Origin of the sequence: Corynebacterium sp. c25Ua_47 (assembly GCF_039907205.1) — a bacterium.
GTDB lineage: Bacteria > Actinomycetota > Actinomycetes > Mycobacteriales > Mycobacteriaceae > Corynebacterium > Corynebacterium hiratae.
The window spans coordinates 61,607-86,824 of record NZ_JASBOH010000005.1; the positions used below are offsets into that span (position 1 = coordinate 61,607).

Annotated in this window: 21 protein-coding genes and 2 pseudogenes; 13 read left to right on the forward strand and 10 right to left on the reverse strand. The window is 62.8% G+C overall.

All coding sequences use genetic code 11. The features are described from left to right. The first annotated feature begins 187 nt into the window (after positions 1–187). From QKE52_RS06100 to QKE52_RS06110, 3 genes are all read left to right on the forward strand, one after another. Positions 188–1,666, forward strand: a complete 1,479-nt coding sequence (locus QKE52_RS06100) for an RNA-binding domain-containing protein (protein ID WP_347948393.1) — start codon at positions 188–190, stop codon at positions 1,664–1,666. A gap of 311 nt (positions 1,667–1,977) precedes the next feature. Further along, entirely contained in the window at positions 1,978–3,345 is a 1,368-nt protein-coding gene (locus tag QKE52_RS06105; protein WP_347948394.1) for a PepSY domain-containing protein, read from the forward strand. A 52-nt stretch (positions 3,346–3,397) separates the two neighbouring features. Next, positions 3,398–5,425 (forward strand): M3 family metallopeptidase, encoded by a 2,028-nt coding sequence (locus tag QKE52_RS06110; protein ID WP_347948395.1) that lies wholly within the window; start codon positions 3,398–3,400, stop codon positions 5,423–5,425. Positions 5,426–5,438: 13 nt separating this feature from the next. Here QKE52_RS06110 and QKE52_RS06115 read toward each other — a convergent pair whose 3' ends face one another. Next, positions 5,439–6,947 (reverse strand): SulP family inorganic anion transporter, encoded by a 1,509-nt coding sequence (locus QKE52_RS06115; RefSeq protein WP_070530668.1) that lies wholly within the window; start codon positions 6,945–6,947, stop codon positions 5,439–5,441. 121 nt (positions 6,948–7,068) lie between these two features. Between QKE52_RS06115 and QKE52_RS06120 the strand changes: the two genes are divergently transcribed. Then, positions 7,069–7,425 (forward strand): MerR family transcriptional regulator, encoded by a 357-nt coding sequence (locus tag QKE52_RS06120; protein WP_070530670.1) that lies wholly within the window; start codon positions 7,069–7,071, stop codon positions 7,423–7,425. 85 nt (positions 7,426–7,510) lie between these two features. Beyond that, positions 7,511–8,539, forward strand: coding sequence for an HNH endonuclease signature motif containing protein (locus QKE52_RS06125; RefSeq protein ID WP_070530672.1), 1,029 nt, complete (start codon positions 7,511–7,513; stop codon positions 8,537–8,539). Positions 8,540–8,638: 99 nt separating this feature from the next. Here QKE52_RS06125 and ppc read toward each other — a convergent pair whose 3' ends face one another. From ppc to pdxS, 4 genes and pseudogenes are all read right to left on the reverse strand, one after another. Further along, positions 8,639–11,389: a phosphoenolpyruvate carboxylase gene (ppc, locus tag QKE52_RS06130; protein ID WP_347948396.1), complete on the reverse strand. Its 2,751-nt coding sequence runs from the start codon at positions 11,387–11,389 to the stop codon at positions 8,639–8,641. A gap of 124 nt (positions 11,390–11,513) precedes the next feature. Beyond that, positions 11,514–11,618, reverse strand: a pseudogene (locus tag QKE52_RS06135) (pyridoxal 5'-phosphate synthase glutaminase subunit PdxT); the annotation flags it as partial. Positions 11,619–11,984: 366 nt separating this feature from the next. Next, positions 11,985–12,362: pseudogene (pdxT, locus tag QKE52_RS06140) on the reverse strand (pyridoxal 5'-phosphate synthase glutaminase subunit PdxT); the annotation flags it as partial. A gap of 5 nt (positions 12,363–12,367) precedes the next feature. Beyond that, the gene (gene pdxS / locus QKE52_RS06145; RefSeq protein ID WP_347948397.1) at positions 12,368–13,270 is read right to left on the reverse strand and encodes a pyridoxal 5'-phosphate synthase lyase subunit PdxS; all 903 of its coding nucleotides are present in this window, start codon (positions 13,268–13,270) and stop codon (positions 12,368–12,370) included. Positions 13,271–13,351: 81 nt separating this feature from the next. Here pdxS and QKE52_RS06150 point away from each other — a divergent pair, with 81 nt between their 5' ends. Next, entirely contained in the window at positions 13,352–14,653 is a 1,302-nt protein-coding gene (locus QKE52_RS06150) for a PLP-dependent aminotransferase family protein (protein WP_347948398.1), read from the forward strand. Between the two features lie 43 nt (positions 14,654–14,696). Here QKE52_RS06150 and QKE52_RS06155 read toward each other — a convergent pair whose 3' ends face one another. Genes QKE52_RS06155 through QKE52_RS06165 form a run of 3 tightly spaced genes read right to left on the reverse strand, consistent with a single transcriptional unit; the run spans position 14,697 to position 16,148 of the window. Next, entirely contained in the window at positions 14,697–15,329 is a 633-nt protein-coding gene (locus QKE52_RS06155) for an anti-sigma factor (protein ID WP_049157096.1), read from the reverse strand. Continuing rightward, entirely contained in the window at positions 15,326–15,934 is a 609-nt protein-coding gene (locus tag QKE52_RS06160; protein WP_046648380.1) for a sigma-70 family RNA polymerase sigma factor, read from the reverse strand. The genes QKE52_RS06155 and QKE52_RS06160 overlap by 4 nt, the downstream gene beginning before the upstream one ends. 7 nt (positions 15,935–15,941) lie before the next feature. Then, a complete protein-coding gene (locus tag QKE52_RS06165) occupies positions 15,942–16,148 on the reverse strand; it encodes a hypothetical protein (RefSeq protein ID WP_046648381.1) in 207 nt (68 codons plus the stop codon). 168 nt (positions 16,149–16,316) lie between these two features. On the opposite strand from QKE52_RS06165, the gene QKE52_RS06170 reads away from it, so the two are divergent. The 4 genes from QKE52_RS06170 (at position 16,317) to QKE52_RS06185 (ending at position 21,075) form a co-directional block, all read left to right on the forward strand. Beyond that, complete coding sequence (locus QKE52_RS06170; protein WP_347948399.1) at positions 16,317–17,897, forward strand: cytochrome c biogenesis protein CcdA; 1,581 nt, start codon at positions 16,317–16,319, stop codon at positions 17,895–17,897. A gap of 10 nt (positions 17,898–17,907) precedes the next feature. Next, positions 17,908–18,510 (forward strand): MBL fold metallo-hydrolase, encoded by a 603-nt coding sequence (locus tag QKE52_RS06175; protein ID WP_347948400.1) that lies wholly within the window; start codon positions 17,908–17,910, stop codon positions 18,508–18,510. A gap of 98 nt (positions 18,511–18,608) precedes the next feature. Further along, complete coding sequence (locus tag QKE52_RS06180; RefSeq protein WP_046648383.1) at positions 18,609–19,928, forward strand: O-acetylhomoserine/O-acetylserine sulfhydrylase; 1,320 nt, start codon at positions 18,609–18,611, stop codon at positions 19,926–19,928. After that, entirely contained in the window at positions 19,876–21,075 is a 1,200-nt protein-coding gene (locus QKE52_RS06185; RefSeq protein WP_246822427.1) for a homoserine O-acetyltransferase, read from the forward strand. The genes QKE52_RS06180 and QKE52_RS06185 overlap by 53 nt, the downstream gene beginning before the upstream one ends. Here the strand turns inward: QKE52_RS06185 and QKE52_RS06190 are convergent. Together QKE52_RS06190 and QKE52_RS06195 are read right to left on the reverse strand one after the other, a co-directional pair. Beyond that, positions 21,072–21,386 carry a DUF3017 domain-containing protein gene (locus tag QKE52_RS06190; protein WP_347948401.1) on the reverse strand — a complete coding sequence of 105 codons (315 nt, stop codon included), beginning with the start codon at positions 21,384–21,386 and terminating at the stop codon, positions 21,072–21,074. The two genes, QKE52_RS06185 and QKE52_RS06190, sit on opposite strands and share 4 nt — an antisense overlap. Positions 21,387–21,560: 174 nt before the next feature. Continuing rightward, a complete protein-coding gene (locus QKE52_RS06195) occupies positions 21,561–22,415 on the reverse strand; it encodes a bifunctional methylenetetrahydrofolate dehydrogenase/methenyltetrahydrofolate cyclohydrolase (RefSeq protein ID WP_049157086.1) in 855 nt (284 codons plus the stop codon). Positions 22,416–22,439: 24 nt separating this feature from the next. Here QKE52_RS06195 and QKE52_RS06200 point away from each other — a divergent pair, with 24 nt between their 5' ends. The 3 genes from QKE52_RS06200 to QKE52_RS06210 all read left to right on the forward strand — a co-directional run bounded on the left by QKE52_RS06200 (position 22,440) and on the right by QKE52_RS06210 (position 25,216). After that, a complete protein-coding gene (locus QKE52_RS06200) occupies positions 22,440–22,910 on the forward strand; it encodes a tRNA (cytidine(34)-2'-O)-methyltransferase (protein ID WP_347948402.1) in 471 nt (156 codons plus the stop codon). A 47-nt stretch (positions 22,911–22,957) separates the two neighbouring features. Further along, positions 22,958–24,829 carry a pyruvate kinase gene (locus tag QKE52_RS06205; protein WP_347948403.1) on the forward strand — a complete coding sequence of 624 codons (1,872 nt, stop codon included), beginning with the start codon at positions 22,958–22,960 and terminating at the stop codon, positions 24,827–24,829. 138 nt (positions 24,830–24,967) lie between these two features. Continuing rightward, entirely contained in the window at positions 24,968–25,216 is a 249-nt protein-coding gene (locus QKE52_RS06210; protein ID WP_070545976.1) for a FeoA family protein, read from the forward strand. The last annotated feature ends 2 nt before the right edge of the window (positions 25,217–25,218 follow it).

A 25,218-nucleotide genomic window follows, 5' to 3' on the forward strand; every position in this document is an offset into this window, starting at 1 on the left:
TCAGGCTTGGGCGGGCTCAGGCTAGGCCACCACAGAGGCTCGATCCACGACGAGTGGGTCGAGCCTCTTTTCTTGCTTCATTAGCCGCAAACAGGCCCAAACCAGCACTCCGCGACGCTATTTTTACCCGTTGAGCTGCGAAGACTTTTTCTTGACTGTTTCTTGCTTCTCGCGCATACTTTTACTCATGACTCCCATCAATTCTGCGCCTGAGGAACAACTTGTAGCCCGCGTGAAACGGTTTACAGCGCTTCCGGCTGAGCTACCGTGGCTCGAGTTCAAGGTAAACAAGCTGTCCTCTGGCGCGGAGATTGCAAAGTATGCCTGCGCTTTAGGCAACTCGGCGCGTCTGCACGATGAGCCAGCAGGATACCTCATATGGGGAGTAAACGATGACCACGCTGTCGTTGGGACGTCGTTTGACTGGCAACGCGCAAAGGGGAAAGGCAACGAAGACCTACTCCCCTGGCTCAACCGCGTCATTAGCCCAGCACCTGATGTGACATTCGACGAGGTAACGGTTGATGGGCACCTTGTTGTACTTCTGCGTATACCAGCTTCCTGGTCTTCCCCGTATTCTTTCGATGAAAAGCGTTATTTTCGCAAGGGCAGCTACGTAAAGAACCTCATGGATTTTCCCAATGAGGAACGTCAGCTCTGGCAGAAACTCAACCAGTTCGAATTTGAAAACACTGTAGTTGCTGAGAACCTTGAGCCCGAATCAATCACCGAACTTCTTGATCCCGAAGCCTTCTTCCTCAACCGACCAGAGCTCCCTCGCACGACCGGCGATGCTCTGATCGATACGCTACGAACCGCTAAGGCCATCTCCTACTCACACGAGCAAGGCTGGCATATTCCGGCATGGTCCGCGCTCATGTACGCACGTTCCCTTCAGGACTTTCCGGAGCTGCGCGAGCGTGCTCCCCGCGTCATGCATTTCAAAGGCACCTCGCGCACCGAAGTAGAACGTGAATGGGAATTCCCTGAAGGATACGCCTCTTCCTTCACCCACATAGTCACGCTCTTCAACACCATTCGCCCAGGCGGCGAACATATTGATTCCAGCGGCAAGCGCGTGGTAACTCCACTGCTACCAACGGTGGCCTTCCGCGAGGTCCTAGCAAATGCGCTCATGCACCAGGATCTCGAGCAACGTGGCCGATTCTTGACCGTAGAGATTTTCAGCGATCGAGTCGAAGTAACCAACCCTGGTACCCCTCTCATCGATCCCCAAAGGTTCATTGACTCGGCTTCCACCACACGCAATACCTATCTTGGCGAGGCTTTACGCCTGGCACACTTCGTCGAACAGCGAGGAAGCGGCTGGGACAAGATCGTTTCTTCACTCGAAGCGGAGCATTTCCCACCTGCTCTCATTCGCGCCAACGGAAGTACCACCGTCTCCCTCAGCGCCTACCGCCCCTTTGCGCTGATGACCATGGAAGAAAAGACCCAAGCCGTCTATCAACACGCTTGCCTTCGCTTCCTTGAGAACCTTCCCGTCAACAATTCGTCGATCCGTCAGCGCTTCGGGCTGAAGAACTCACAAGCCGCTCAAGCCACACGCCTGCTTGCTGCCACCGTCGAGGAAGGCCTCATCCACCCTTACGATCCCAGCGCAGGCCCGCGGTCATTGCGTTATGTTCCGTTCTGGAGCGAATAGGGATCGCTTTCTTGCTTCATTAACCACAATCAGGCCTAAAACAACACTCCGCGACGCCATTTGTGCCCGTTGAGCTGCGAAGACTTTTTCTTGACTGTTTCTTGCTTCTCGCGCCTTACTTCGCGCGTTTTCATCCTTTGAACACCGAGGAACCCAGTTAGTTAAAAAGTTTTTCACTACTTGGGAACCGAGAAGCCATCACCTCCGACTAGTAGTGCAGTTGATATCAGCGCCTGTCCATCGCCCCTCCTGAACGCCCCGCGAACGTTCAGCAGGGGCCTTCACCAAAGACCCTGAAAAGAGCACTACCTATGAGTCGGACGGCTCTGCGATCTTTCATTCAGCGCATTCACTTTTATGGCGGTATGTTCGTCGGCCCCTTCATTCTCGTTGCGGCATTGACTGGCTGCCTCTATGCCATGGCACCCACCCTGGAGAAGGTGGTGTACCACGACGTCATGTCCGTTCCGGCGGTCGAGCACCCCGTGAGCTTGGAGGAACAAATCCAGGCCGCGCAGCACAAACACCCTGACATGCCGGTCACGCAGGTCTGGCCAGCCACAACACCGACGGATTCCACGCGCGTGCTGGTTTCCGATGACAGCATCGACGAAAGCCTCCAGCGCACCGTCTTCATCAATCCTGCCAACGCCGAGGTCATCGGGGACTACCCCACCTACTCGGGCCTGGGTGAGATGCCGCTGCGCCGCTGGATTTCCTCCCTGCACGAAAGCTTCCGCTTGGGCAAGGTCGGTGAGCTCTACTCGGAGCTGGCCGCTTCCTGGTTGTGGGTCATGGCCTGCGGCGGACTTTATATGTGGTGGATTCGCCGCCGTCCGAAGAACAAGGCAACCTCGAACGCAGCGCAGCAGCAGCCCAAGCGCTCTGCCCGCTGGAAGGCCACCCGCCTGCATTCCACTGTTGGCGCCTGGATCTTCATCGGTCTGCTTGGCCTCTCTGCCACCGGCATCACCTGGTCCGGTCTGGCCGGCGACAACGTCGATTCCCTCGTCGAGCGCATGAACTGGAAGGCCACCCCCATCGAGACTGCCCTCCCCGGCACCACCGCTGAAACGCATGAGCACACCGGCCATGAAGGACATGAAGGTCATGGGGTTGGAGGGGCGTCGTCAAGCGCGAACGTGGCTGCCGAGGCCGAACGTGTCCTTGCCACCGGCCGCGCCGAGGGGCTGACCGGACCGCTGCGCCTGTACCCACCGGAGGACGCCAACTCCGCCTGGCAGGTCAGCGAACGCTGGGTGGAATGGCGCACCACCTCCGATGCAATTTCGGTAGATGGCACTACCGGCGACGTCATCGACCGCCAGCCTTTCTCCAGCCTGCCGCTGTTTAGCAAGCTCAGCAGCTGGGGCATATACCTGCACATGGGCATCATGTTCGGCCTTCCACTGCAGATTGCACTGCTCGCACTGGGTCTCGCCACCGCCGCTCTCGTAGTACTGGGGTACTACATGTGGTGGAAACGTCGCCCACGCTTCCTCCCGACTGCCCACTTCTCCTGGGCCACCACAGGGTTGGGCGCGCTTTTCGCCGCCACCGTGGGCGTCTTCCTGCCGCTCTTAGGAATCACTTTGGCAGCGTTCCTGATTCTCGATGTCATCCTTGTGAACCGTGCCACCGCCCCGCGCAGGGAACGCACGCCAATCCCGGTCGGATAATTTAGTGAAAGCCATCACATAGGGCGGAGCTTATTAGGTACGGTAGTTTCTTATGACTAACCCACTACTGACACCTTCCACGCTGCCCTACCAGCTCCCGCCGTTTGCGGAGATCAAGGTCGAGCACTACCGCCCCGCCTTCGACGAAGCACTCGCGCTTCACGACGCCGAAATCGCCTCCATCACCGACAACCCCACCACGCCTACGTGGGAAAACACCGTGGAGGCGCTCGAGCGCTCCGGCCAGGACCTCGACCGCGTCATGGCCGTCTTCGGCAACCTCTCCGGCACGGATGTCACCGATGAAATGGAGGAGATCGCCGCCGACATCTACCCGCGCCTGTCCGCGCACTATGACGCGATCTACCAGAACGAGGTGCTCTACGCGCGCATCAAGGAGGCCACGCCGCCTGCCGACGACGCGGAAGGCCAGCGCCTCCACGACCACCTCCTGCGCACCTTTGCCCGCAAGGGCGCGGACCTCGACGCTGCCGGCAAGGCCCGCCTGTCCGAGATCAACCAGCGCCTCTCCGCGCTCTCTGAAGAATTTGGCCGCAACCTCATGGCGTCTACCCGCGAGCGCGCGGTCTCCTTCACCGAGGAAGAACTCGAGGGCCTGCCCGCCGAGCGCATCGCCTCCGCCAAGGCCGATGCCGAAGCATTAGGCCGCGAGGGCTTCGTCATCCCGCTGGAGCTGCCGACCGTGCAGTCGGAGCTGAGCCGTCTGGCGCGGGAGGATGCGAGGGGGAGGCTGTATGCGGCGTCGGCAAGCAGGGGCTCCGAGAACAACATCCCGGGGCTCATCGAGGCCGTGCAGCTGCGCGCCGAGCGAGCCGAGCTGCTGGGCTTTGCCACGCATGCCGACTACGTCATCGCCGAGGAAACCGCCGCGACTGCCGACGCCGCCCGCACCATGCTCTTCGACCTCGCCCCCGCCGCCGCGGCCAACGCCGAAGGCGAGCAGAAGCTCCTCACGGAGGAAGCAACGCTCAACGGCCAGGGTTTCAGCTCCGCGGACTGGCCTTATTGGGAATCCAAGGTCCGCGCCCGCGACTTCTCCCTCGATGAGGAGGAGCTGCGCAAGTACTTCCCACTCGACCAGGTCCTGGAGAAGGGCGTCTTTGCCGCCGCCGAGCGCCTCTACGGCATCACCGTCACCCCGCGCGATGACCTCGAGGGCTACGCGGAGGGGGTTCGCGTCTGGGAGGTGCGGGACGGCAATCACGAGAGTAAGGGGATCGGTCTTCTTCTTACCGACTACTTCGGGCGTCCCACCAAGCGCGGCGGCGCATGGATGAGCGAGTTCGTGGGCCAGTCCCGTCTGCTGGAGCGCAAGCCGGTCATCGTCAACGTCATGGGCATCACCAAGCCCGCCGACGGCTCCCAGCCGCTGCTGAGCATGGACGAGGTCCGCACCGTCTTCCACGAATTCGGCCACGCCCTGCACGGCCTGCTTTCCGACGTCCGCTACCCCACCTTCGCCGGCACCAACGTCCCGCGCGACTGGGTGGAGTTCCCCTCGCAGATCAACGAGAACTGGGCGCTCGATAAGAACTTGGTCAAGGAGTACGCCCGCCACGTCGAGACGGGCGAACCTATTCCAGACGAACTTCTCGACGCCATCACCGCCGCCTCCGAATTCGGCCAAGGTTTCGCCACCTCAGAGTATCTGGGAGCGTCGATCATCGACCTCGCGTGGCATTCCCTGAGTGCTGCCGACGCCGCCAAGCTAGAGGCCACCCCGGAGGCCGTCGCCGAGTTTGAAGCCGAGGCCCTACGCGCGGCCGGGCTGGACAACGAGCTCATCGCCCCGCGCTACCGCTCGACGTACTTCAACCACATCTTTGCCGGTGGCTACTCCGCGGGCTACTACTCCTATCTCTGGGCCGAGGCACTCGATGCCGATGGTTTCGAGTGGTTCAAGGAGCAGACCGACCTGCGCGCGGCTGGCCAAAAGTTCCGCGACGTGATCCTGTCGAAGGGCGCATCCCGCGACTTCACGGAGGCTTACCGCGAGTTCCGCGGCCGCGACAAGGACGTTGCGCCGCTGCTCAAGCGCCGCGGCCTCGCCGGTGCCTAGTTCCCCGATGGCACTAGTGCCCACCATCAAGGCGTCCGGTGAGCTGCTCCAAGCGATGCCGGCTCGGGCCGTTTAAGCCGACGATGTCCACGGTCTTGCCCTTTTCGTGGAACTTGCTAGTAATGCCGTCCAAGGTAGCAACCGTGGAAGCATCCCACACCTCGGCACCGGTGAGGTCGATGACAATGTGCTCAGCCTCATCGGTGTAATCAAATTGGTACACCAAGTCATTCGACGACGCCCAGAAAAGCTGTCCGTGCAGCTGGTAGGACCGTACACCGTCGACAAGCTCGGAAGCATCCACTCGCACCAAATGAGCCACGCGGCGGGCAAAGCTCACCATCGCTGCCAGCACACCGAGCACTACGCCGACCGCCAGGTTATGCGTCACCAACGTGCCAGCCATGGTCACCAGCATCACCACGGTTTCCGACAGCGGCATAAATTTTAGCGTGCGCGGGTGCACTGAGTGCCAGTCCACGGTGCCTACCGAAACCATGATCATGATGGCTACCAGCGCTGCCATTGGGATCTGGCCAACAATGTCCCCCAACGCCAAGATGAGAACTAGTAGGAAAGAACCGGCAACCAGCGTGGACAAGCGTGTGCGCGCCCCGGACTCGCGGACATTGATCATGGTCTGGCCAATCATCGCGCAGCCTCCCATTCCCCCGAACAGTCCGGTAGCGATGTTCGACACGCCTTGTCCCCAGCTTTCACGGGTTTTGTTGGAGTGGGTATCCGTGATGTCGTCGACAAGCTTGGCAGTCATCAGCGATTCCATCAACCCCACCACGGCCACTGCCAGCGCATACGGCGCAATAATCTTGACGGTCTCCAGATTTAGCGGCACGTTCGGCCAGAACAGCGCCGGCAGCGAAGTCGGTAGATCGCCCATATCGCGCACGCGCGGAACATTAAGGCCCGCCAGAACCACCGCAGCTGTCAACACAACAATCGTCACCAGTGGAGCTGGCACCGCAGCAGTAATCTTGGGAAAGCCCACCATGATGCCGAGCCCCACGACGACGAGAACATAGACCATCCACGGCACATCGATAAGGTGCTCCAACTGTGCTGTAAATATGAGAATACCCAGCGCATTGACAAACCCCAGCATCACGGAGCGTGGGATAAAGCGTTGCAGCTTGGGCACGCCCAACAGCGCGAGCACAATCTGAAGCACCCCGCCCAGCATGACTGTGGCCACGAGATAATCCAGGCCGTGGTCTTGTGCCACCGGTGCCACTACAAGGGCGATAGCACCAGTTGCTGCGGAAATCATTGCCGGGCGGCCGCCAGTAAAGGCAATCACCACAGCCATAATCACGGAAGAGAACAAACCCACCGCCGGGCTCACCCCGGCGAGGATGGAAAACGCAATCGCCTCCGGAATCAGCGCCAAGGCAACGGCTAGTCCGGCCAACACCTCGATGCGCAGTCGCGTAGCTGAGGAAAAGGCATAGCGGAAGGAGGCCACAACACCCATGGGCGCTTCAGTGACCGTGGTAGTTTCAGTCATAGCAATCCTGTCGTTCGTATCCCCCGAGCTTAACCCTCAAGTAGCTTTAGGGTTTTGGACTTGCATAACTTTAACCGCTGCATAGGCGCGCGACAAAACATGGTCCCTAAGGAGGAAAGCCATGGCTGAATCTGGCTACAAAATCGGCGAGATAGCCGAGCGCACCGGCATTTCACTACCCACATTGCGCCACTACGACTCCGTCGGGCTAGTCTCTCCCTCTCACCGCAGCCCCGGAGGCTTCCGTCTGTACAGCGAAGAGGATCTGCACCGCATTTTGCTAGTCCGCCGCATGAAGCCGCTGGGGTTTTCGCTGGAAGATATGCGCTCATTTCTTGAGGCCGCTAATTCTTCCACGCCGGCTGCGCGCGAGACTGTCGCTCGCGTCCAACTGGAGGCACGTACGCGCTACGAGAAGCTGTCCAAGCAGCTGGCGTATGCCGAAGAGTTCCTCGATATAGTGAACAACTTGGCTTAGCACCCCCGAGAAGTTATCCACAGATTTCGTGGCGGGCGGGAGCTCGCCCTTGTTGGCAGGGTGCGGCGCTTTTACTCTGAGGTTCATGAGAGTTCAGACGTTCTTCGCCGCCCTCGGCCGCGCCATTGACCTGGTGGCCGAGTGCGCGGGCCTGTCTGAATCTGACTTAGTGTCTTTCGGAGCCACGTCTGCCGACGCCACCGTGTTCCTCTCCCTCCACCACACCTACTTCGGGCACACCTCTTCGACGAAGAAGCAGCGCACGGCGGTTGAAGCCGCCCGCCGGCGCGGGCACGGGCTGGTGACCTTGCAGCTTATCGAGCACTTCGTTGCCAAAGTCCGGGACCATAACAAAGCGTGGGATTTGCGGGTAGAGCTGTGCCAGACCAGCGCGGAGCTGGTGGAAAAGGTAGCGCGCAAGAGACTGCGTCAGATGCGCAAGCCCCGCACGTATGCCGAGCGTGCCAAGCTCACCCAGCACGGCAATGGCCTGGCCACCCTCACGGTAACTGCGGACTCGCTGCAGCTGACCGGTGTCTTTGAAGGCATCGACCAGGAACGCCCCGGCGAGAGTTTCTTGGAGAATCTGGAGGGCGGTGGCGTCAAAACTGAGGTTGCCACCATGGCGGTCCTGCAGCTCGATGACTACGCAGAGCTGCTCAAGGGCAATACCGACAAGGATGGCGAAGAATTCATCGTCCGCACAACAAGTGGCGCGACGATGACCGGCTCGCAGCTAGTGGAGCGCGCTCTGCTGGACAAGGGAGTTATTGTGGCGGTCAGCCGCGAGCATGGCCCACTCGATGTGTTTCGTTTCCAGCGCTTCGCCACGGCCAAACAACGCCTCGCCCTAGCTGCGGAGAACCCGTGCTGTGCGTGGGAGGGCTGCAAAGTTCCCTTTGAGAAGTGCCAAATCCACCACATCAAAGCCTGGGCCCGCGGCGGGCCCACCAACATCCTCAACCTGGTGCCGCTGTGTCCGTACCATAACGGCGTCAACGACGATGACCCCGATGCCCCGCCCTCACGTGGCCGCATGGATCGCATCGGCGGGCGGACGGCATGGATTCCACCTTATGACGCCGCTCCGGTCTTCACCAGCGCCTTCAACTAACACTTCAACTAAACCTTCCGCGAAGGCATTCCGCCACTGCCATGTAGTGCTCGAACCCCGCAGGAAATCCCCTCCTCGCGGGGCCTTCAGCGTGCCGGTTTAGCCGGCGTTACGCAGCGCTGTGGCGAGACCATTCATCGTGACCTGGATGGTCTTGGACACCAGGAACTGATCGTCGCCGCGGCGGTAGCGACGCAGCAGCTCCAACTGGATGGCGTTGAGCGGAAGCAGGTACGGGTAGCGCCGCTTGAGCGACCGCGCCTGGCGCTGGTTCTCACTGACTAACTCCGCGTTGCCGGTGACCTTGAGGTAGACCTCGCGGGTGCGCTCAAACTCCGCGGAAATCAGGCTGAAGATACGGTCCGCAGTTTCTTTGTCATCAACCAGGTTGGCATAGAGGCGTGCCAGCTGCATCTCCGCCTTGGCCATGACCTGCGCCATGTTGGCGAACACGGAGCGGAAGAAAGGCCACGTACGGTACAGCTCACGCAGCTCCTCCCAGCGCTTCTCCACTTCTCCATCGCCGCTTTTTACTCCGGCCTTTCCGGTTTCTGCTCCATCCGCAGTGGCATTTACTTCTTCTACGCTGGCCAGTCCTACTCCACATTCACCACTGGAGGATTGCTTAACCCACGCTGTCACCGCACTGCCCACGCCGAACCAGCCCGGAATGTTGGTGCGGGACTGTGACCACGACAGCACCCAGGGAATCGCTCGCAAATCCGTAATCGCGGTGGTCTGCTTACGCGAGGTCGGGCGCGAGCCCAGGTTAAGCTCGCCGATTTCGTGCAGCGGAGTGGACTGGGTGAAGTAGGCGATAAACCCGGGGTCATCAACCAGCTGGCAGTACGCCGTACCGCTCAAGTCCGCCAGCTCCCGCATGATGTCGTAGGCCCGCTCGGGATCCGCAATCGGCTCGGTATCCAACAACGATGCCTCCAACGCACCGGAAACGAAAGCCTCCAAATGACGGCGCGCGGTCTCCGGAGCTCCATACTTCGCAGAAATCACCTCGCCCTGCTCAGTAATACGCACCGAACCCGAGACCGCGCCCTTCGGCTGCGCCAGAATCGCATCATAGGTCGGGCCGCCGCCGCGGCCCACCGCACCACCACGGCCATGCGCCAAACGCAGCTCCACGCCGTGGCGCTCACACAGCTCAACTAGGGCCAATTCGGCGTCGTACAGCGCCCAATTCGCCTGCAGATACCCGCCGTCCTTGTTGGAGTCCGAATACCCCAACATAACCTCTTGCACATCCCCGCGCGAGCGCAGATGCTCGCGGTACACGGGCACCTGCCAGAGCTTCTCCAGGATGCCAGCACCCGCTTTCAAATCCTCGATGGTCTCAAACAGCGGCACCACATCTACCTGGTTCAGCCCCACCTCCTTGAGCAGCACCATCGGCTCCAAAATATCGGAGACCGTTCCCGTCATAGAGATAATGCAGTGCGACACCGACTTCGGTCCAAAGTCCCGCACAGCGCGGGCCGCCGCACGGAAAATCCCCAGCTCCTTGGCTGTATCCTCGGTGAATTCCTTTTCAGTGCCCGGGAAGAGCAGCGGACGATTTGTCTGCAACTCCCGCACCAGCAGCGCGACCTTCTCCTCCTCCCCCAGCCCGCGATAGTCCGAGGTAATGCTGGCTGCGGCGAAAATCTCGGTGAGGACGTTCTCAAAGGATTCCGAATTCTGGCGCATATCCAGCGTCGAGAGGTGGAATCCAAACGTGGTCACCGCCGAGCGCAATCGGGCAAGGCGGTCATCGGCGATGATGTCATCGTTGAACTGGCGCAGCGAGCGGTCGATCACATCCAGGTCCCGCTTGAGCTCCTCCGGAGACGCATAGGCGCTTGGCGACGCCTCCCCTTCCAACCTCGCCAGCACCTTCTTCCGGATGCCGAAGATGGCCCGGCGATAGGGCTCGTCGACGCGGGATTTTTCGTCGTTGTGGGCGGCGTCGGCAAGCGCGCCCAGTTCCTTGGAACTGGAGGAATATCGATCCGACAGGGAGAGCTCGCGCTCCAACTCGCCGAGCTCGTCGGCGTAGTACTGCAGCACCGTCGCCGCGGCCTTGCGGGTGGCGTAGGTCAAGGTGTGCTCGTTAACAAAGGGGTTGCCGTCATGGTCGCCACCAATCCAGGAGCCGGGGCGGACGACGGGGGAATCGGGAAGCTGCTGGCCAAAGGTCTCACGCATGGCGTGGCGAATGGCGCGGTTGAGGGCGGGAACCTGGTCGAGCAGTGAAAGCTTGTAGTAGCGCAAGCCGACGTCAATCTCGTCTTCGAGGGTAGGGCGGGCAATACGAATCAGCGCGGTCTGCCACAACAGAGTCATGCGCAGGTACATTTCCTTCTCGATCGCCGCCATGTCGCCGCCGCGGTGAGCTTCCTTGAGGAGATTCTTGATGCGGGTCTGGGTATCGAAGACGGTGCGGCGGCGGGTTTCGGTGGGGTGCGCGGTGAGAACGGGGGCGACGTGAGCGCCTCGGATGACGGAGGCGGCATCGGCGGGCGCGACGCCTTCTTCTTTGAGCTTGGCGAATGTCTTGCGCAGGGAAACCGGCGCCTCGACGGACTCGTCATCCAAGTCCTCCGCTAGATTCGCGATGAGCGCGAAATAGCTGAACGCTCGCGCCACGAGGTTGACTTTGGTGATGTCGAGGTCGCGGAAGATAGCGACGAGGTCTTCCGGCTTGGCATCGCCGTGGGCGATGTCGAAGGCCATGCGGCGGGTGGATTCGACGAGCTCAAAGACGTCCTCGCCCTCCTGCTGCGCGATAACTCGGCCGAGCACCCGGCCGAGGAAGCGGATGTCTTCGCGGACTTGTTCTGGGGCGGGTGTGCTCACGGCGAGGAGCCTTTCTGGGAGTGATGTGTTCGGCTGGCACATCTCAATGTAGCCCAGAGCACTATTGGGTGATAGTTATTTGCCGGAAGAGCTCGCGGGCAGAAAGGGGTGCGGACAGAAAGAGTTAATGGGCAAAGGACGCGAGCCACGCGGCGTGGAGGCGCGAGTCGCCGTTTTCTTCCGGATGGAAGCTCAGCGCTGTGACGTGTCCCTGCCTCACACCGACGATCACTTCGTGTCCCGCAGTAAGACGAGTTAGCTCCCCGTCATGCCCGGCACTAGCTGCGCACGCCACACCAGATTTAGCGCTCGCACCCGCACTGAGAACTTCACTGCTGCTTGCCGCGCCACTAGCCCTTGCCGCGCCACCAGCCGCAGTACCACGCGCAGGGGCAGGCACCGTGGCGATGACCTCGACGCCTTCACCCACGCGGGTAACGATGGGCGCGCGGATGAAGCTCGCCTCAATGTCTAGCGTGATGCTTCGGGCCCCTGTGTCATGAGCCTCGGTGTCGTCATGCGCCGCGGCGTCTCGGGACTCGGTGCGCCGCGTCCCGGCCTCGGAGGTCTCTACATCGGGTCGCTGACTTTGCATCGCGACGGGAACGACGCGCTCCTCGGAGAAGCGTTGGTTCCCGAAGGCGTTGCGGCGCACGGTGACGTCGATAAGCCCCAGCGTCTGCTGGCCCGGCGCGGGGTTCTCCAGGTCGCGAGCGCTGTAGATGAGCCCCGCGCAGGTGGCAAGAACCGGCAGCCCGCCCTCGACGGCTCGGCGCAACGGCTCCGCGACGCCGAAGGAGCGCGCCAGCTTATCGATGGTGCTCGACTCTCCACCGGGCAGAATGATTCCGCCCAGCCCGTCGAGATCCTGCGGCAGGCGCACCCGGCGTGTTTCAGCGCCGAGACTCTCCAACACGGAGAGATGTTCCTCCACACCACCCTGCAGGGCAAGCACGCCGACGAGTGGTCGCACCGCGTTTACCAACCGCGCTCAGCCAGGCGGTGCGGGGCGGGGATATCGTTGACGTTGATGCCCACCATGGCCTCACCCAGGCCGCGGCTGATCTTGGCCAGCTCGGCCGGCTGGTCGTAGAGGGTGGCCGCCTTAACGATGGCCTCCGCGCGCTTCGCAGGCTCGCCGGACTTGAAGATTCCGGAGCCAACGAAGACGCCTTCGGCGCCCATCTGGCGGACGAGGGCGGCGTCGGCAGGCGTGGCCACGCCACCAGCGACGAACAGCACGACCGGCAGCTTGCCGGTCTCCGCAACCTCAGCAACCAGGTCATACGGCGCCTGCAACTCCTTGGCTGCGACGTAGAGCTCATCGCGATCCAGGTTCTGGAGGCGCGCGATTTCACCCTTGATAGTGCGCAGGTGCTTGACGGCCTCGGAGACGTCGCCAGTGCCGGCCTCACCCTTGGAGCGAATCATGGCCGCACCCTCGGTGATGCGGCGCAGGGCCTCGCCCAGGTTGGTGGCGCCACAGACGAAAGGCACGTCAAAGTCCCACTTGTTGATGTGGTTGACGTAGTCGGCCGGGCTGAGCACCTCGGACTCGTCGATGGAATCTACGCCCAGCTCGCCGAGAATCTGCGCCTCCACGAAGTGGCCGATGCGGGCCTTCGCCATCACCGGAATGTCCACAGCGTTGACGATGCCCTCAATGAGGTCCGGGTCAGACATGCGGGCCACGCCACCCTGAGCGCGAATATCGGCCGGCACGCGCTCCAGCGCCATGACGGCGGACGCACCTGCGTCCTCAGCAATTCGGGCCTGCTCCGGGGTGACTACATCCATGATGACGCCGCCCTTGAGCATGTCAGCCAGTCCACGCTTGACGCGCGTCGTGGCGCGTCCCTGTTCAATCTTCTGTTCAGTCATGGCTCACATAGTGGCCCAGAAAATTGGTCCAAGACAAGAGCCATTTTCCGAGTGTCGAATTAGACCACTTATGATGGGGTCGTGTCTTTCCGCCTCGATCCATCTGATACGCGCGCGTTGCCGGTGCAGATTGCCGAAGCCCTCCGCACCCAAGTCGCGGCGGGCATTTTGCTGCCCGGCGAGCAGGTGCCGTCGACGCGTTCACTGGCGCGCGATCTGGGCATTTCCCGAGGCAGCGTGGTTACCGCCTACGAGCAGCTCACCGCCGAGGGCTACCTCACCGCGTCGGTTGGCTCGGGCACAGTCATCAACCCGCACCTGCCCCATGGGCGCACCCCACAGCCTCACCCCGCGCCGCGGCCCAGCTCTGCCCCACCGCGCGTGGAGTTGACCCCCGGCTTGCCCGATACGGCCGGAATCATCACCCCCGAATGGAGGGCGGCGTGGCGCAAGGCCGCGGTGAATCCTTCCGGCGATCTTCCCCGCGAGGTGGCCGCGCACCTGCGCCACATGCGCGGGCTCACCGTCGACCCGGCCTACGTCGTCATCACCGCCGGCGCCCGCGACGGCCTCTCGGTGCTGCTGCGCGCGCTGGGCGGCCACTTGCGCGTGGGCGTGGAGTCCCCCGGCTACCCCAGCCTGCGCCGCGTTCCCCAAGCTTTGGGCCACACGCTTGTCGACGTCCCCACCGACGCCCACGGCGTCACCGTCCCCACCGTTGACCTCGACGTTCTCATCGTCACCCCCTCCCACCAGCACCCTTATGGTGGTTCGCTGCCGGCGGCCCGGCGCGCGGAACTCGTCGAGTGGGCACGCAGCAACGACGTGCTCATCATCGAGGATGACTTCGATTCCGAGCTGCGCTACGTCGGCCAGCCTTTGCCCGCGCTGACCGCGCTCGCCCCGGAACACACGGTGTTGCTGGGCACGTTTTCTTCGGTGATTTCGCCATCGATTGCCTGCGGCTATCTGGTCGTGCCGCCGAGCTTGCGCTCGGCGGTGGATCGGGTGCGGGAGGTCTTCGGCCAGCCTGTCGGCGCAATCCCCCAGGCGGCGTTGGCGAACTATCTGGCCAGCGGTGCGCTGCGGCGGCATACCGGACGGATGCGCCGCGCCTACAAGCGCCGCCGCGACCTCGTCCAAGCCGCGCTGGAAGACGCCCCCGCTACCCTTCTGCCCATCCACGGCGGGCTCCATGCGGTGTTGCTGTGCGATAACGCCGTGGTCGACCGCGCGGCTTCCCTAGGGCTAACGCTCACCCCGCTGCGCGATTATTGGGGCGGCGTGGCCGCCGAGGAAGGCGTGGTCTTGGGCTTTGGGCATTTGAGCGATGTCGAACTCGCCGCCGCGCTGGATCTGGTCAAGCAGGCCTTAACTAGCTGACACGTAGCTAGCCTGGCGCGTAGCTGCCCTATCGCATACCGGGCTAGCTAGCGCTGGCCAAGGTCACGGTGGCGAGGGTACGACCGGTGGGTTGCTCGCTGCCACCCGCGGGTTCCTCGGTAACCATGACTTTGACCGCGGCACCGTCGAAGGGCATCCACACCCCATCGTGTGGGGCCTGACCGATAACCCCGGCTGAGGCCATCTCACCATCTGCACTGACTGCCCACACCTGGGCGCCCATGCCGTCGGCCAGTTGCGGCTGGCCATCGACCATCGCGCCGGATTTCGCCATCGAGGCGGAGGAAACGATATCCAGTTGCGCTCCCGAGGCATCCGCATTGCCCTGCATAAGGTCCTCTGCGCCCATGATGTCGTGCATGGATTTCTCGCCCGGCGATTCAGCCTCTACTTGCGCGCTATCCGGTGCATCTTGCTGACCCAACTGCAAGAGCTGCGGCGCGGCTACCACGCCTGCGACGAGCACTGCGGCGGCAGCCGGCACCGCTACGAAGGCCCGCCAGCGGCGGCGTGGAAGCTCGATGACCTCAGCAGCTTCGCCACCGTCAATTTCCGCAAAGACAGCATCTTTCATTCGCGCTGGCGGATGCACGTCTGGGAGGGAATCGAGGAAGTCGTCGAAAGTCTCATCAGAAAACTCATGCGTATTGCTCATCTTCCCTCCTTTCCGAGAATCGCTTTTAGCTTCTTAACGCCGTCGCGCACGCGCGTCTTCGCCGTACCCAGCGGTACTCCCGTTGATTCTGCCAGTTCAGCATGCGTCAAGCCATTGAAAAATGCGAGGGCTACCGCGGTGGAATGCGGCTCCCCAATCTCGTCGATGGCCCAGCGCAGGCGCTGCGCTTCGACATGTCCTAGGGCCTCATCTTCAAGAGGCTCGGTGTAGGTAGCCTGGTCCAACAGCGCGTCGCGGTCATCACGTTGCACTGCAGCAACGTGGCTACGCAGCTTATCGACGGCCCTCCCATGCGCCAACCTGCCCACCCACGACCGCGCGTTTCCCCGCTGCGGGTCAAATTTCGCAGCGGAAGTCCACACCTCAACGAAGACATCTTGGGCAACCTCTTCGGCTAAGGCAGGATTGCGCAGAACGCTCAGGCACACGCTGTACACGGTGGGCGCGAGGGCGTCGTATAGCGCGCTGAAGGCATGCTTGTCTGCCGCAGCGGTCTGAACGAGCAGGTCGTTCAGCCGCGCATGTTCATCAGGTGACATCGCAGACACGGGTGTAGAGCTTACCTCCAGCAGCGGGGCGGACATGGCACTTTTACTTGGTCATTTCTTCGCTTGGCGCCATCATCTCATCGCTCTTCATTTCCTCTGTCATCATGGAATCCGACTCCATGGCGTCCGAGCTCGGGGCCATCATCTCGGAGCTGGGCTTCATGTCCACCTCTTCCTTCTTGTCGTTGCAGGCAACCAGCCCACTGGCGGCAATGGCAAGTGCAGCGGCGGCGGTAACAAGCTTCTTCATTTCGGTGCTCCTTCTTTAGGTCTGCGGGTCCGGTGTTTCCGGGCCCTGTATCTCACCATTCGGAGCAACCCCCTGAAGCGGATTGGATGATTTAAAAGCAATCCGCTTTTCACTCGTGTTCCGAACTAGTTGCATACCCACTCCGCACACCAAACGAAGGAGCACAGGATGTTATCTACGCTATTCATCGGGTTTACCGGTGGCCTTATCACCGGCATCTCGCCCTGCATCTTGCCGGTCTTGCCGCTGGTCCTCGCAGTCAGCGGCGGCTCACGGTGGCGGCCATGGCAGGTCGTCGGCGGGCTGGTGACGAGTTTTAGCCTCGTCACTCTTTTCGCCACAACGCTGCTCAATGCCTTGGGCCTGCCCGCCGACGTCCTGTGGAAAGTGGGAATCGCGCTGCTCGTTCTCGTGGGCCTGGGAATGGTGTTCCCTCGCGTGCAGGAAGCCCTCGAGTGGCCTTTCCAGAAGCTCCCGAAAGCTGGCGGCTTGCAAGCCACAGCCCGCGACAAGGGCGGCTTCGTCGTTGGCCTAGCCATGGGGGCTGTCTTCGTTCCCTGCGCGGGCCCAGTACTGGCCGCAATCTCCGTGGCGGGCGCCACCGGGACTGTCGACGCCCACATCCTCCTCCTCTGCCTCTCCTTCGCCCTCGGCGTGGCGATCCCGCTGCTGGCTTTCGCTTTAGGTGGCAACGAGGTGGGCAAACGCGTCGATGCTTTCCGCTCCCACCAGCGCGAGGTGCGCATCACCGCGGGAATTGTGGTGATCGCTATGGCCGGCGCCATCTCACTCGGCGCGCCCGCGTGGCTGCAGCACAAACTCCCCAGCATCAACGCCGACGCCACGCCCGTTGAACAGGCCACCCTCACAGCCGAAGGAACCCCCGTGCCCGCGTTCGCGGGGCTGACCGGCTGGTTCAACACGGATGCGCCCGTCGATCCGCGGACCTCCGGCAAGGTCACGCTCATCGATTTTTGGGCCTATGCCTGCATCAACTGCCAGCGCAACAACACGCACCTGACTAAGCTCTATGCGCACTACAAGGACTACGGCTTCGACATCATCGGCATCCATGCACCGGAGTACGCCTTCGAGCACGAGGTCGACAACGTGCGCCGCGCTGCCCGCGAGCAGGGAATCGAGTACCCGGTGGCACAGGATAATGACTTCGCCACGTGGAAGAACTTTGGGAATCGGTACTGGCCGGCGCACTATCTCGTCGACAAGCACGGCATGTTGCGCCAATCCCACCACGGCGAAGGCGACTACGCCGAGACCGAGCGCCTCATTCGCGAGCTTCTCCTCGAGCGCGACCCCAGCATAGAACTGCCTGAGCCCATTGAAGCCGCCGATACTCACAGCGCTCCGCGCTCGCCGGAGACCTACCTCGGCACCGCACGCGCACAGTATTTCACCAACCCCGATTACCACGACGGCACGCACCAGTTCACCACGAGCGAGCCGCCGTTAGGTCAGTATTCGCTGGGCGGGACGTGGACGCTGGCCGGCCAGCCCATTACCGCCGGACCTCACGCGCGCCTGCGACTGAATTATCGCGCCGCCTGGGTACAGCTCGTAACATCAGGGAGCGGAACGGTTCGCGTGCACCGCGCGGATGGTTCGGTCCGCACCTTCGACATCACCCAGGACGGCACGGTGGATCTCGTCCGGGAACTTGACAATCACACCGAAACAATCGAGCTGGAAGTAAGCGAAGGGCTCTCGCTGTATTCCTTTACTTTTGGCTAGCGTGGGGATCATGAAGCTATCTCTACATGGACAATCCGCCGTGGCTGTCGAGGCTCCCCAGGGGCGCATCGTCATCGACCCCGGCCCCCTTTCAGACCTCAGCTGCCTGGAAGGCGCCGAAGCGGTGCTGCTCACGCACGCGCACGGTGACCACCTCGACGTCGATGCCGTGCGCGCGAGCGGCCTGCCAGTGTGGGGAACGCGCGAGGCCGTCGACGCCATCGGCTCCGGCACCGCAGTCCACACAGGCGAGGAGTTCGAAGTCCTGGGCCTGAAAATCCGCGCGGTGGGCGGGCTCCACGAGGAAATCCACCCCAACATCCCACGTCCGGAGAACCTGGGCTATTTCTTCAATGGAGTGCTGCACCCCGGCGACCAGTGGGTCACCTCGGAAGGACGCACGGTAGACGTCCTCCTGCTCCCCATCGCCGGGCCGTGGGTGCGCGGGGCGGATGCCGCAGATTACGCCATGCGCATCGGCGCGCGACTTACGGTTCCCATCCATGACGCCGTGCTTTCCGACGCCGGCAAGCAAATCACCGACGGCATGCTCCAACGCGCCGGCGTGAGCGGCTATCGGCGCCTGCGGGTTGGTGAAAGCATCGACGTTTAAGCCGAACCAACCGCTCGGTCTATTTTTATTCTCGGTCTTGCCTGCGGTTTCCACAAAGCCACTAACGGCACTGAACCGCTTGGTCTAGCCTTTGTGGCATGAGCACCAAATACGATAATTCCGAAGTCAACGAGTGGTCGTTCGCGACCCGCGCCCTCCACGCCGGACAGAACCTGGACGGCTCCACCAACGCACGCAACGTTCCGATTTACCAAACCACCTCGTATGTCTTCAACGACGCCGAGCACGCCGCCAACCGCTTCAACCTCTCGGATGCCGGCCCGATTTATACCCGCCTGACCAACCCCACCCAGGACGCACTCGAGGAGCGCCTCGCTTCCCTCGAGGGCGGCGTCGCCGCCGTAGCTTTCGCCTCCGGCCAGGCCGCCGAAACCGCGGCCATCCTGAACCTGGCCTCCGCCGGCGACCATATCGTGACCTCCCCGCGCCTCTACGGCGGCACCTCCACGCTCTTTACCGTGACCTTGAAGCGCCTCGGCATTGACGTCACCCTCGTCGAGAACCCGGATGACCCGGCCTCCTGGCAGGACGCCGTCCAGCCAAACACGAAGGCTTTTTACGGCGAGACCTTCGGCAACCCAGTCGCCGATGTTCTCGACATCCCTGCCATCGCCGAGGTAGCTCACAAGAACCAGGTCCCGCTCATCGTGGATAACACCATCGCCACCGGCGCGCTCGCCCGCCCGCTGGAGCTGGGCGCGGACATCGTCGTGGTTTCCACCACCAAGTTCTATACCGGCAATGGCTCCGCCATCGGTGGTGCCATCATCGACGGCGGCTCCTTCGACTGGACCATCGAGCGTGACGGCGAGCCCGTCTTCCCCTACTTCGTCACCCCGGACGAGGCTTACCATGGCCTCAAGTACGCCGACCTGGGCGCACCGGCCTTCGCCATCAAGGCGCGTGCGGGCCTGCTGCGCGATACCGGTGCCGCCATCTCCCCCTTCAACGCCTGGCTGACGCTGAATGGCATCGAGACGTTGCAGTTGCGCGTCGAGAAGCACAATGCCAACGCCCAGGCCGTGGCAGAGTACCTGGAGTCCCACGCCAAGGTCACCACCGTCAATTACGCCGGCTTGGACTCCTCGCCGTACAAGGCCACCAAGGAGAAGCTCGGTTACGCCTACACCGGCTCCGTGCTCTCCTTCGACATCGACGGCGGCCGCGAGGAGGCGTGGGCCTTTATCGATGCGCTGAAGCTGCACTCGAACCTGGCCAACATCGGCGATACCCGCTCCCTGGTGGTGCACCCGGCGACCACGACACACTCGCAGTCCGATGAGGCCGCGCTTAAGGCCGCGGGCATTACGCAGGCCACGGTGCGCCTGTCGGTGGGCATCGAGGATGTCAACGACATCATCGCCGACCTCGAGCGTGGGTTCGCGGCCATTGGTTAGCGCCATCCCGGAACTCGCGCCCGAAGGCGAGCTCGCCGTCGTCCCCATCGGTGATTTCACCACGGAAGCAGGCGCCGTGCTTGCCGACGCCCACGTGGCCTACCAACGCTGGGGCGCTTTTGCCGGCGACCCAGACGGCGTCAACAACGTCCTCGTGGTTGAGCATGCGCTGACCGGTGATTCCAATGTGGCGGACTGGTGGTCCGACCTGGTGGGGCCTGGCAAGGCTCTGGACACCACGCGCTGGTGCGTTATCGCGACTAATGCGCTGGGCGGCTGCAATGGCTCGACGGGGCCGAAGTCGCTGCACCCGGATGGAAAGCCGTGGGGCGGGCGCTTCCCGGCGCTGTCGATTCGGGACTTGGTGGAGGCCGAGCACGACTGCTTGAAGGAACTGGGCATTTCGCGTGTGCACGCGGTGCTCGGCGGTTCGATGGGCGGCGCGCGAACTTTGGAGTGGAGCTTGCTGCACCCGGAAAGCGTGTCCGCGGTGTGTGTGATTGCGGTGTCTGCCCGGGCTTCGGGCTGGCAGATTGGCATCCAATCCGCGCAGATTTCTGCCATCGAGCGCGACCCGTTTTGGCATGGCGGAAATTACTACCTCACGGACAAGACTCCGCGGGATGGTCTGGCAGCGGCGCGCCGCATCGCGCATTTGACGTATCGCGGCGAGCAGGAGATCGACGAGCGCTTCGGCGCTACCGCACAGCAAGGCGAGAATCCCTTGGGTCCGCACCGCCAGCTGAACCAGCGTTTCGCGGTGAACTCCTACCTGGATTACCAGGGGGCGAAACTCACCGAGCGCTTCGATGCGGGTTCCTATGTGGTGCTCACGGAGGCGTTGAACCGGCATGACGTCGGCCGCGGGCGCGGCGGGCTCATCAAAGCACTGGCCGCCTCCCAGGTGCCGACGATGGTCGTGGGCGTGGACACGGATATCCTCTACCCCTATCACCAGCAGGAGCACATCTCCCGCAACGTCAACCACCTGCTGGCGATGGCCAAGATTGTCTCCCCCGTGGGCCACGACGCCTTCCTGACGGAGACCCGGCAGATGAACCGCATCCTGCGCAACTTCCTGCTGCTCTCCGCGCCGAATGGCCTCGACGTGGGCCCTGCGTACGTCGGCGACGAATACTACATCTAGGAGCCCAGCGCGTCGATGGAGAAGGCCAAGAACGCCATCGCCGCGCCCAAGATTCCGGTAAACCAGGCATCGAAGCGCCGGGAGCGTACCGCAAGCACGCCGACACGGGAGGAGTCGCAGGTCAAGCGCACCAATGTAAGCCACACCAGCGCCCCGCCCAACAGCAGCGTGGCGCGGCGCCAGTGCTCGAACACGGCATAGAAACCCGACACCACAACCGCCACGACGAACAGGCCGATGGCCAGCCACTGGAGAGCCGGCGGCAGCGCCGAGGGCTTCAGGTGCGCATCGTGCGGGTTCGACAGGGACACCGGTGGCGTGGTTTTCCCGCGGGCTTGGCTTTCAGTCTGGCTTCCATTCTGGCTTCGAGGCTGGCCTTGAACAGGGCCCTGAGCTGGGCGCCGGGGCATTCGTTGTGCTCGGTGCTGCGGGCTTCCTTCTGATTGTGGGGACATGCTCATTACTTGGGCGTTCGTGTTGCGCCGTTAGTGAGCGGCAAGCTTTTCGGCGCGCTCGACAATGTTGCTCACCAGGAACGCGCGCGTCAGCGGGCCCACGCCGCCCGGGTTCGGGGAGACGTAGCCGGCCTTCTCCCAGACGTCCTCGGCCACGTCGCCGGCGAGTTTGCCGTCAACGCGGGACACGCCGACGTCGAGAACCGCAGCACCTTCCTTGACCATGTCGGCGGTGAGCATGTGTGCCTTGCCGGCTGCCGCGATAATGACATCGGCCTCACGGGTCTCCGCAGCGAGGTCCTTGGTGCCAGTGTGGCACAGCGTCACCGTGGAGTTTTCGCTGCGGCGGGTGAGCATCAGACCAATCGGGCGGCCCACGGTCACGCCGCGGCCAATAACCACGACCTTGGCGCCATCGAGCTCTACCCCAAAGCGGCGCAGCAGGTGGATGCAGCCATTCGGAGTGCAGGGCAGCGGGGCTTCCTCGTTGAGCACCAGCTTGCCCAGGTTGATCGGGTGCAGGCCATCAGCGTCCTTGGCCGGATCGATGAGCTCGAGCACGCGGTTTTCATCCAGGTGCTTCGGCAGCGGCAGCTGCACGATGTAGCCAGTGCAGGCGTCATCATTGTTGAGTTCCTCGATGACGCGCTCCAGCTCCTCCTGGGAGATATCTCCCGGCAGGTCCTTGCGAATCGAGTTGATACCGAGCTTCTCGCAATCACGGTGCTTCATCTTCACGTAGGAATGCGAACCCGGATCATCGCCCACCAAGACCGTAGCCAGGCCCGGGGTAATCCCCTTCTCCTTGAGGGCGGCCACGCGCTGGGCCAGGTCCTCAAAAATCTCGTCGCGGTACAAGTTGCCATCTAGTTTGGTAGCGCTCATGCACACCATCCTAGACTGATGCCTATGAGCAGCTTGCACATCGTCTTCGACAACCCCGTGATCCCTACCAACACCGGCAACGCCATCCGCACCGCCGCCGTCACGGGCGCGAGCCTGCACCTCATCGAGCCGCTCGGCTTCAACTTCGAGGACAAACACCTCAAGCGCGCAGGCTTGGACTACCACGACTTAGCGGACCTCACGATCCACAAGGATTTCGACGCCTGCATGGACAGCTTGCCCGGCGCGCGCGTTTTCGCTTTCACCACCCACACGGACAAGTGGTTCACCGACGTGGAATACCAGGAGGGCGATGTCCTGCTTTTCGGCACCGAACCCACGGGCCTGCCGGGGGAACACGCCTTTCACCCGCGGGTAACGGAGCGCGTACGCATCCCCATGATGCCGGCGCGACGCTCGATGAATTTATCTAACGCGGCGTCGACAGCCGTGTATGAGGCCTGGCGGCAGCTCGGCTTCCGTGGCGCGGTCTAACAAGTCGCGGCACAATATGGGTGAACTTTCACACCGAAGGAGACACCTTGCCTAGCCTGCGCCCACTGCTTGATTCCCTCATCACCCGCGTCGAAGCTTCGTCTGCCGCCCACGCCACGCAGATCGCGCGCGTGGATCCCATCCACCGCCCCGGCGCGGTCAACCTCGTGCGCTACATGGAATTGCGCTCCCAAGACGCCGTCGAACTCCAGGAAGGCCTCACGGCGTTGGGCGCCACGAGCCTCAGCCACCCGGAGCCCGCAGTGCTTGAGCGCCTCCACGCCGCGCGCAACGTGCTCGACGCCTTCGATGGCCACGCGCCAACCTACTCCGTGCAGCCCATCGCCACGGCTTATGCGGACGCGGACGATATCCTCGACGCCAACACCGAAGCCCTCCTCGGCCCTACCCAGGAGGACACGCACGCGCGCATCATGGTGACTCTTCCTGCTGAGGCTGCGGAGGATTATGAACTGGTCCTCGGTTTCGCCCGCGCGGGCATGGAGTTAGCCCGCATCAACTGTGCGCACGATGACCAGGCGGCGTGGACAAAGATGGTGGAGCACGTCCACCGCGCCGCTGAAGAGGTGGGGCGCGAGATTCTGATTTCCTGCGATATTGCTGGCCCCAAGGTCCGCACCGGCAGCATCGAGCCGGGTCCGCAGGTCATTCGCGTGCGCGGCGAGCGCACCGCTGCGGGCGAGCTGCTGAGCCCAGCAACGCTCGTGCTTCACGACGCCCCCTCCTCTACCCGCGCCCACGGGGTGGCGGGGGAGGCGTCGCCAAGCGCGGCCCGCCCGGCGGTAGCGCTGGAGGTGGATGACGAGTGGTTGGCGCGCCTGCACCCCGGCAGCGAGGTGCGCTTCACGGAAGCGCGCGGGCGCTCGCGTGTGTTCACCGTGGAGAGCGCGGAAGCAGGCGTGGCGGTGCTGCACGGTGATCGCAACTGCTACCTCGCCGAGGGAACGGTGTTGAGCCACGGCGGGGACGTCACGCAGGTGCATGGGGTTCCGGCACTGGAGCAGAAGATTCGCCTGCACCGCGGCGAGGAGTTGGTGCTGAGCACTTCGCAGGAGCCGGCGCGCATCGTCGAGGGCGAGGTGACCACGATTGGGTGCACGCTGCCGGAGGTGGTCGGTGCGCTCGAAGTGGGGCACCGGGTGATTTTCGATGATGGCGCCATCGCCGGCCGCGTCCGCGAGGTGCGGGAGAATGGTGCGGCGCACGAGGCCGTCGTCACCGTGGAGCATGCGGGACCGACCGGCACCAACCTGGCCGCCTATAAGGGAATCAACCTGCCGGATACCGACGTCCCGCTGCCCAGCCTCACCGAGGAAGACATCGAAGCACTTCGTTTTGTGGCCACGCACTGCGATATCGCGGCGGTTTCTTTCATCCGCACGCCGGCTGATGTGGCTTTCCTCTACGACACGCTCGAGGCGATTGCCGCCGAGCAGGAGTCCGAGGAGATGTCGCAGCGCGTGCGTGACCTGGGCATCGTGCTCAAGATTGAAACGGTTCCCGCCTATGAACAGCTGGGAAGTGTGTTGCTGGAGGGGATGCGGCACGCCAAGTTCGGCATCATGATTGCGCGCGGTGACTTGGCCGTGGAGTTGGGATTCGAGGAGATGGTCCAGGTGCCGGGGCGCATCATGAAGGTCGCGGAGGCGGCCCACATCCCGGTCATCATGGCCACGCAGGTTCTGGAGACCCTAGCCAAGACCGGGCTTCCCTCCCGCGCGGAAATCACGGACGCTGGCTATGCGCTGCGCGCGGAGTGCGTGATGCTCAACAAGGGGCCGCACATCACGGAGGCCATCCAGATTCTGGACCGCATGTCCCGCAAGCTAGGCCAATCGCGGCTGAAGAATCGCCAGAGGCTGCGCCAGGTCAGCAGCTGGACCAATCCACTCGCTTGATACGCGGCGTACCTGCGCCGCGTGGTGAGGATCACCTAAGAGATAGCCCTCAAAACCTAGACGGACCTATGTTTACTAAGGGTAACCTATAAAGGTAATGCTTATTCGGTAGTGCTTATTTAAGGAAGAGGGCTCACCGTGAAGTTATCTGAGTGCTCACGGCAAACCGCCGACGCTATCCCCACGGGGTGCACCATCACCCTGAGAGACGAGTGTATCTCCTGCACCTGCGACGCCGCACTGGCGGTGCGCCTCGGCGAGCTGGGTATCCGCCCCGGCGCCACGCTAACGATGGGCCCGCGCGTGGCCGGTGGCGCGCGTGTTGTCTCGGTGGGCAGCTGCCGCTATGCCATCGATAAAGCGACGCTACAGGCCATCGAGGTCTAAGC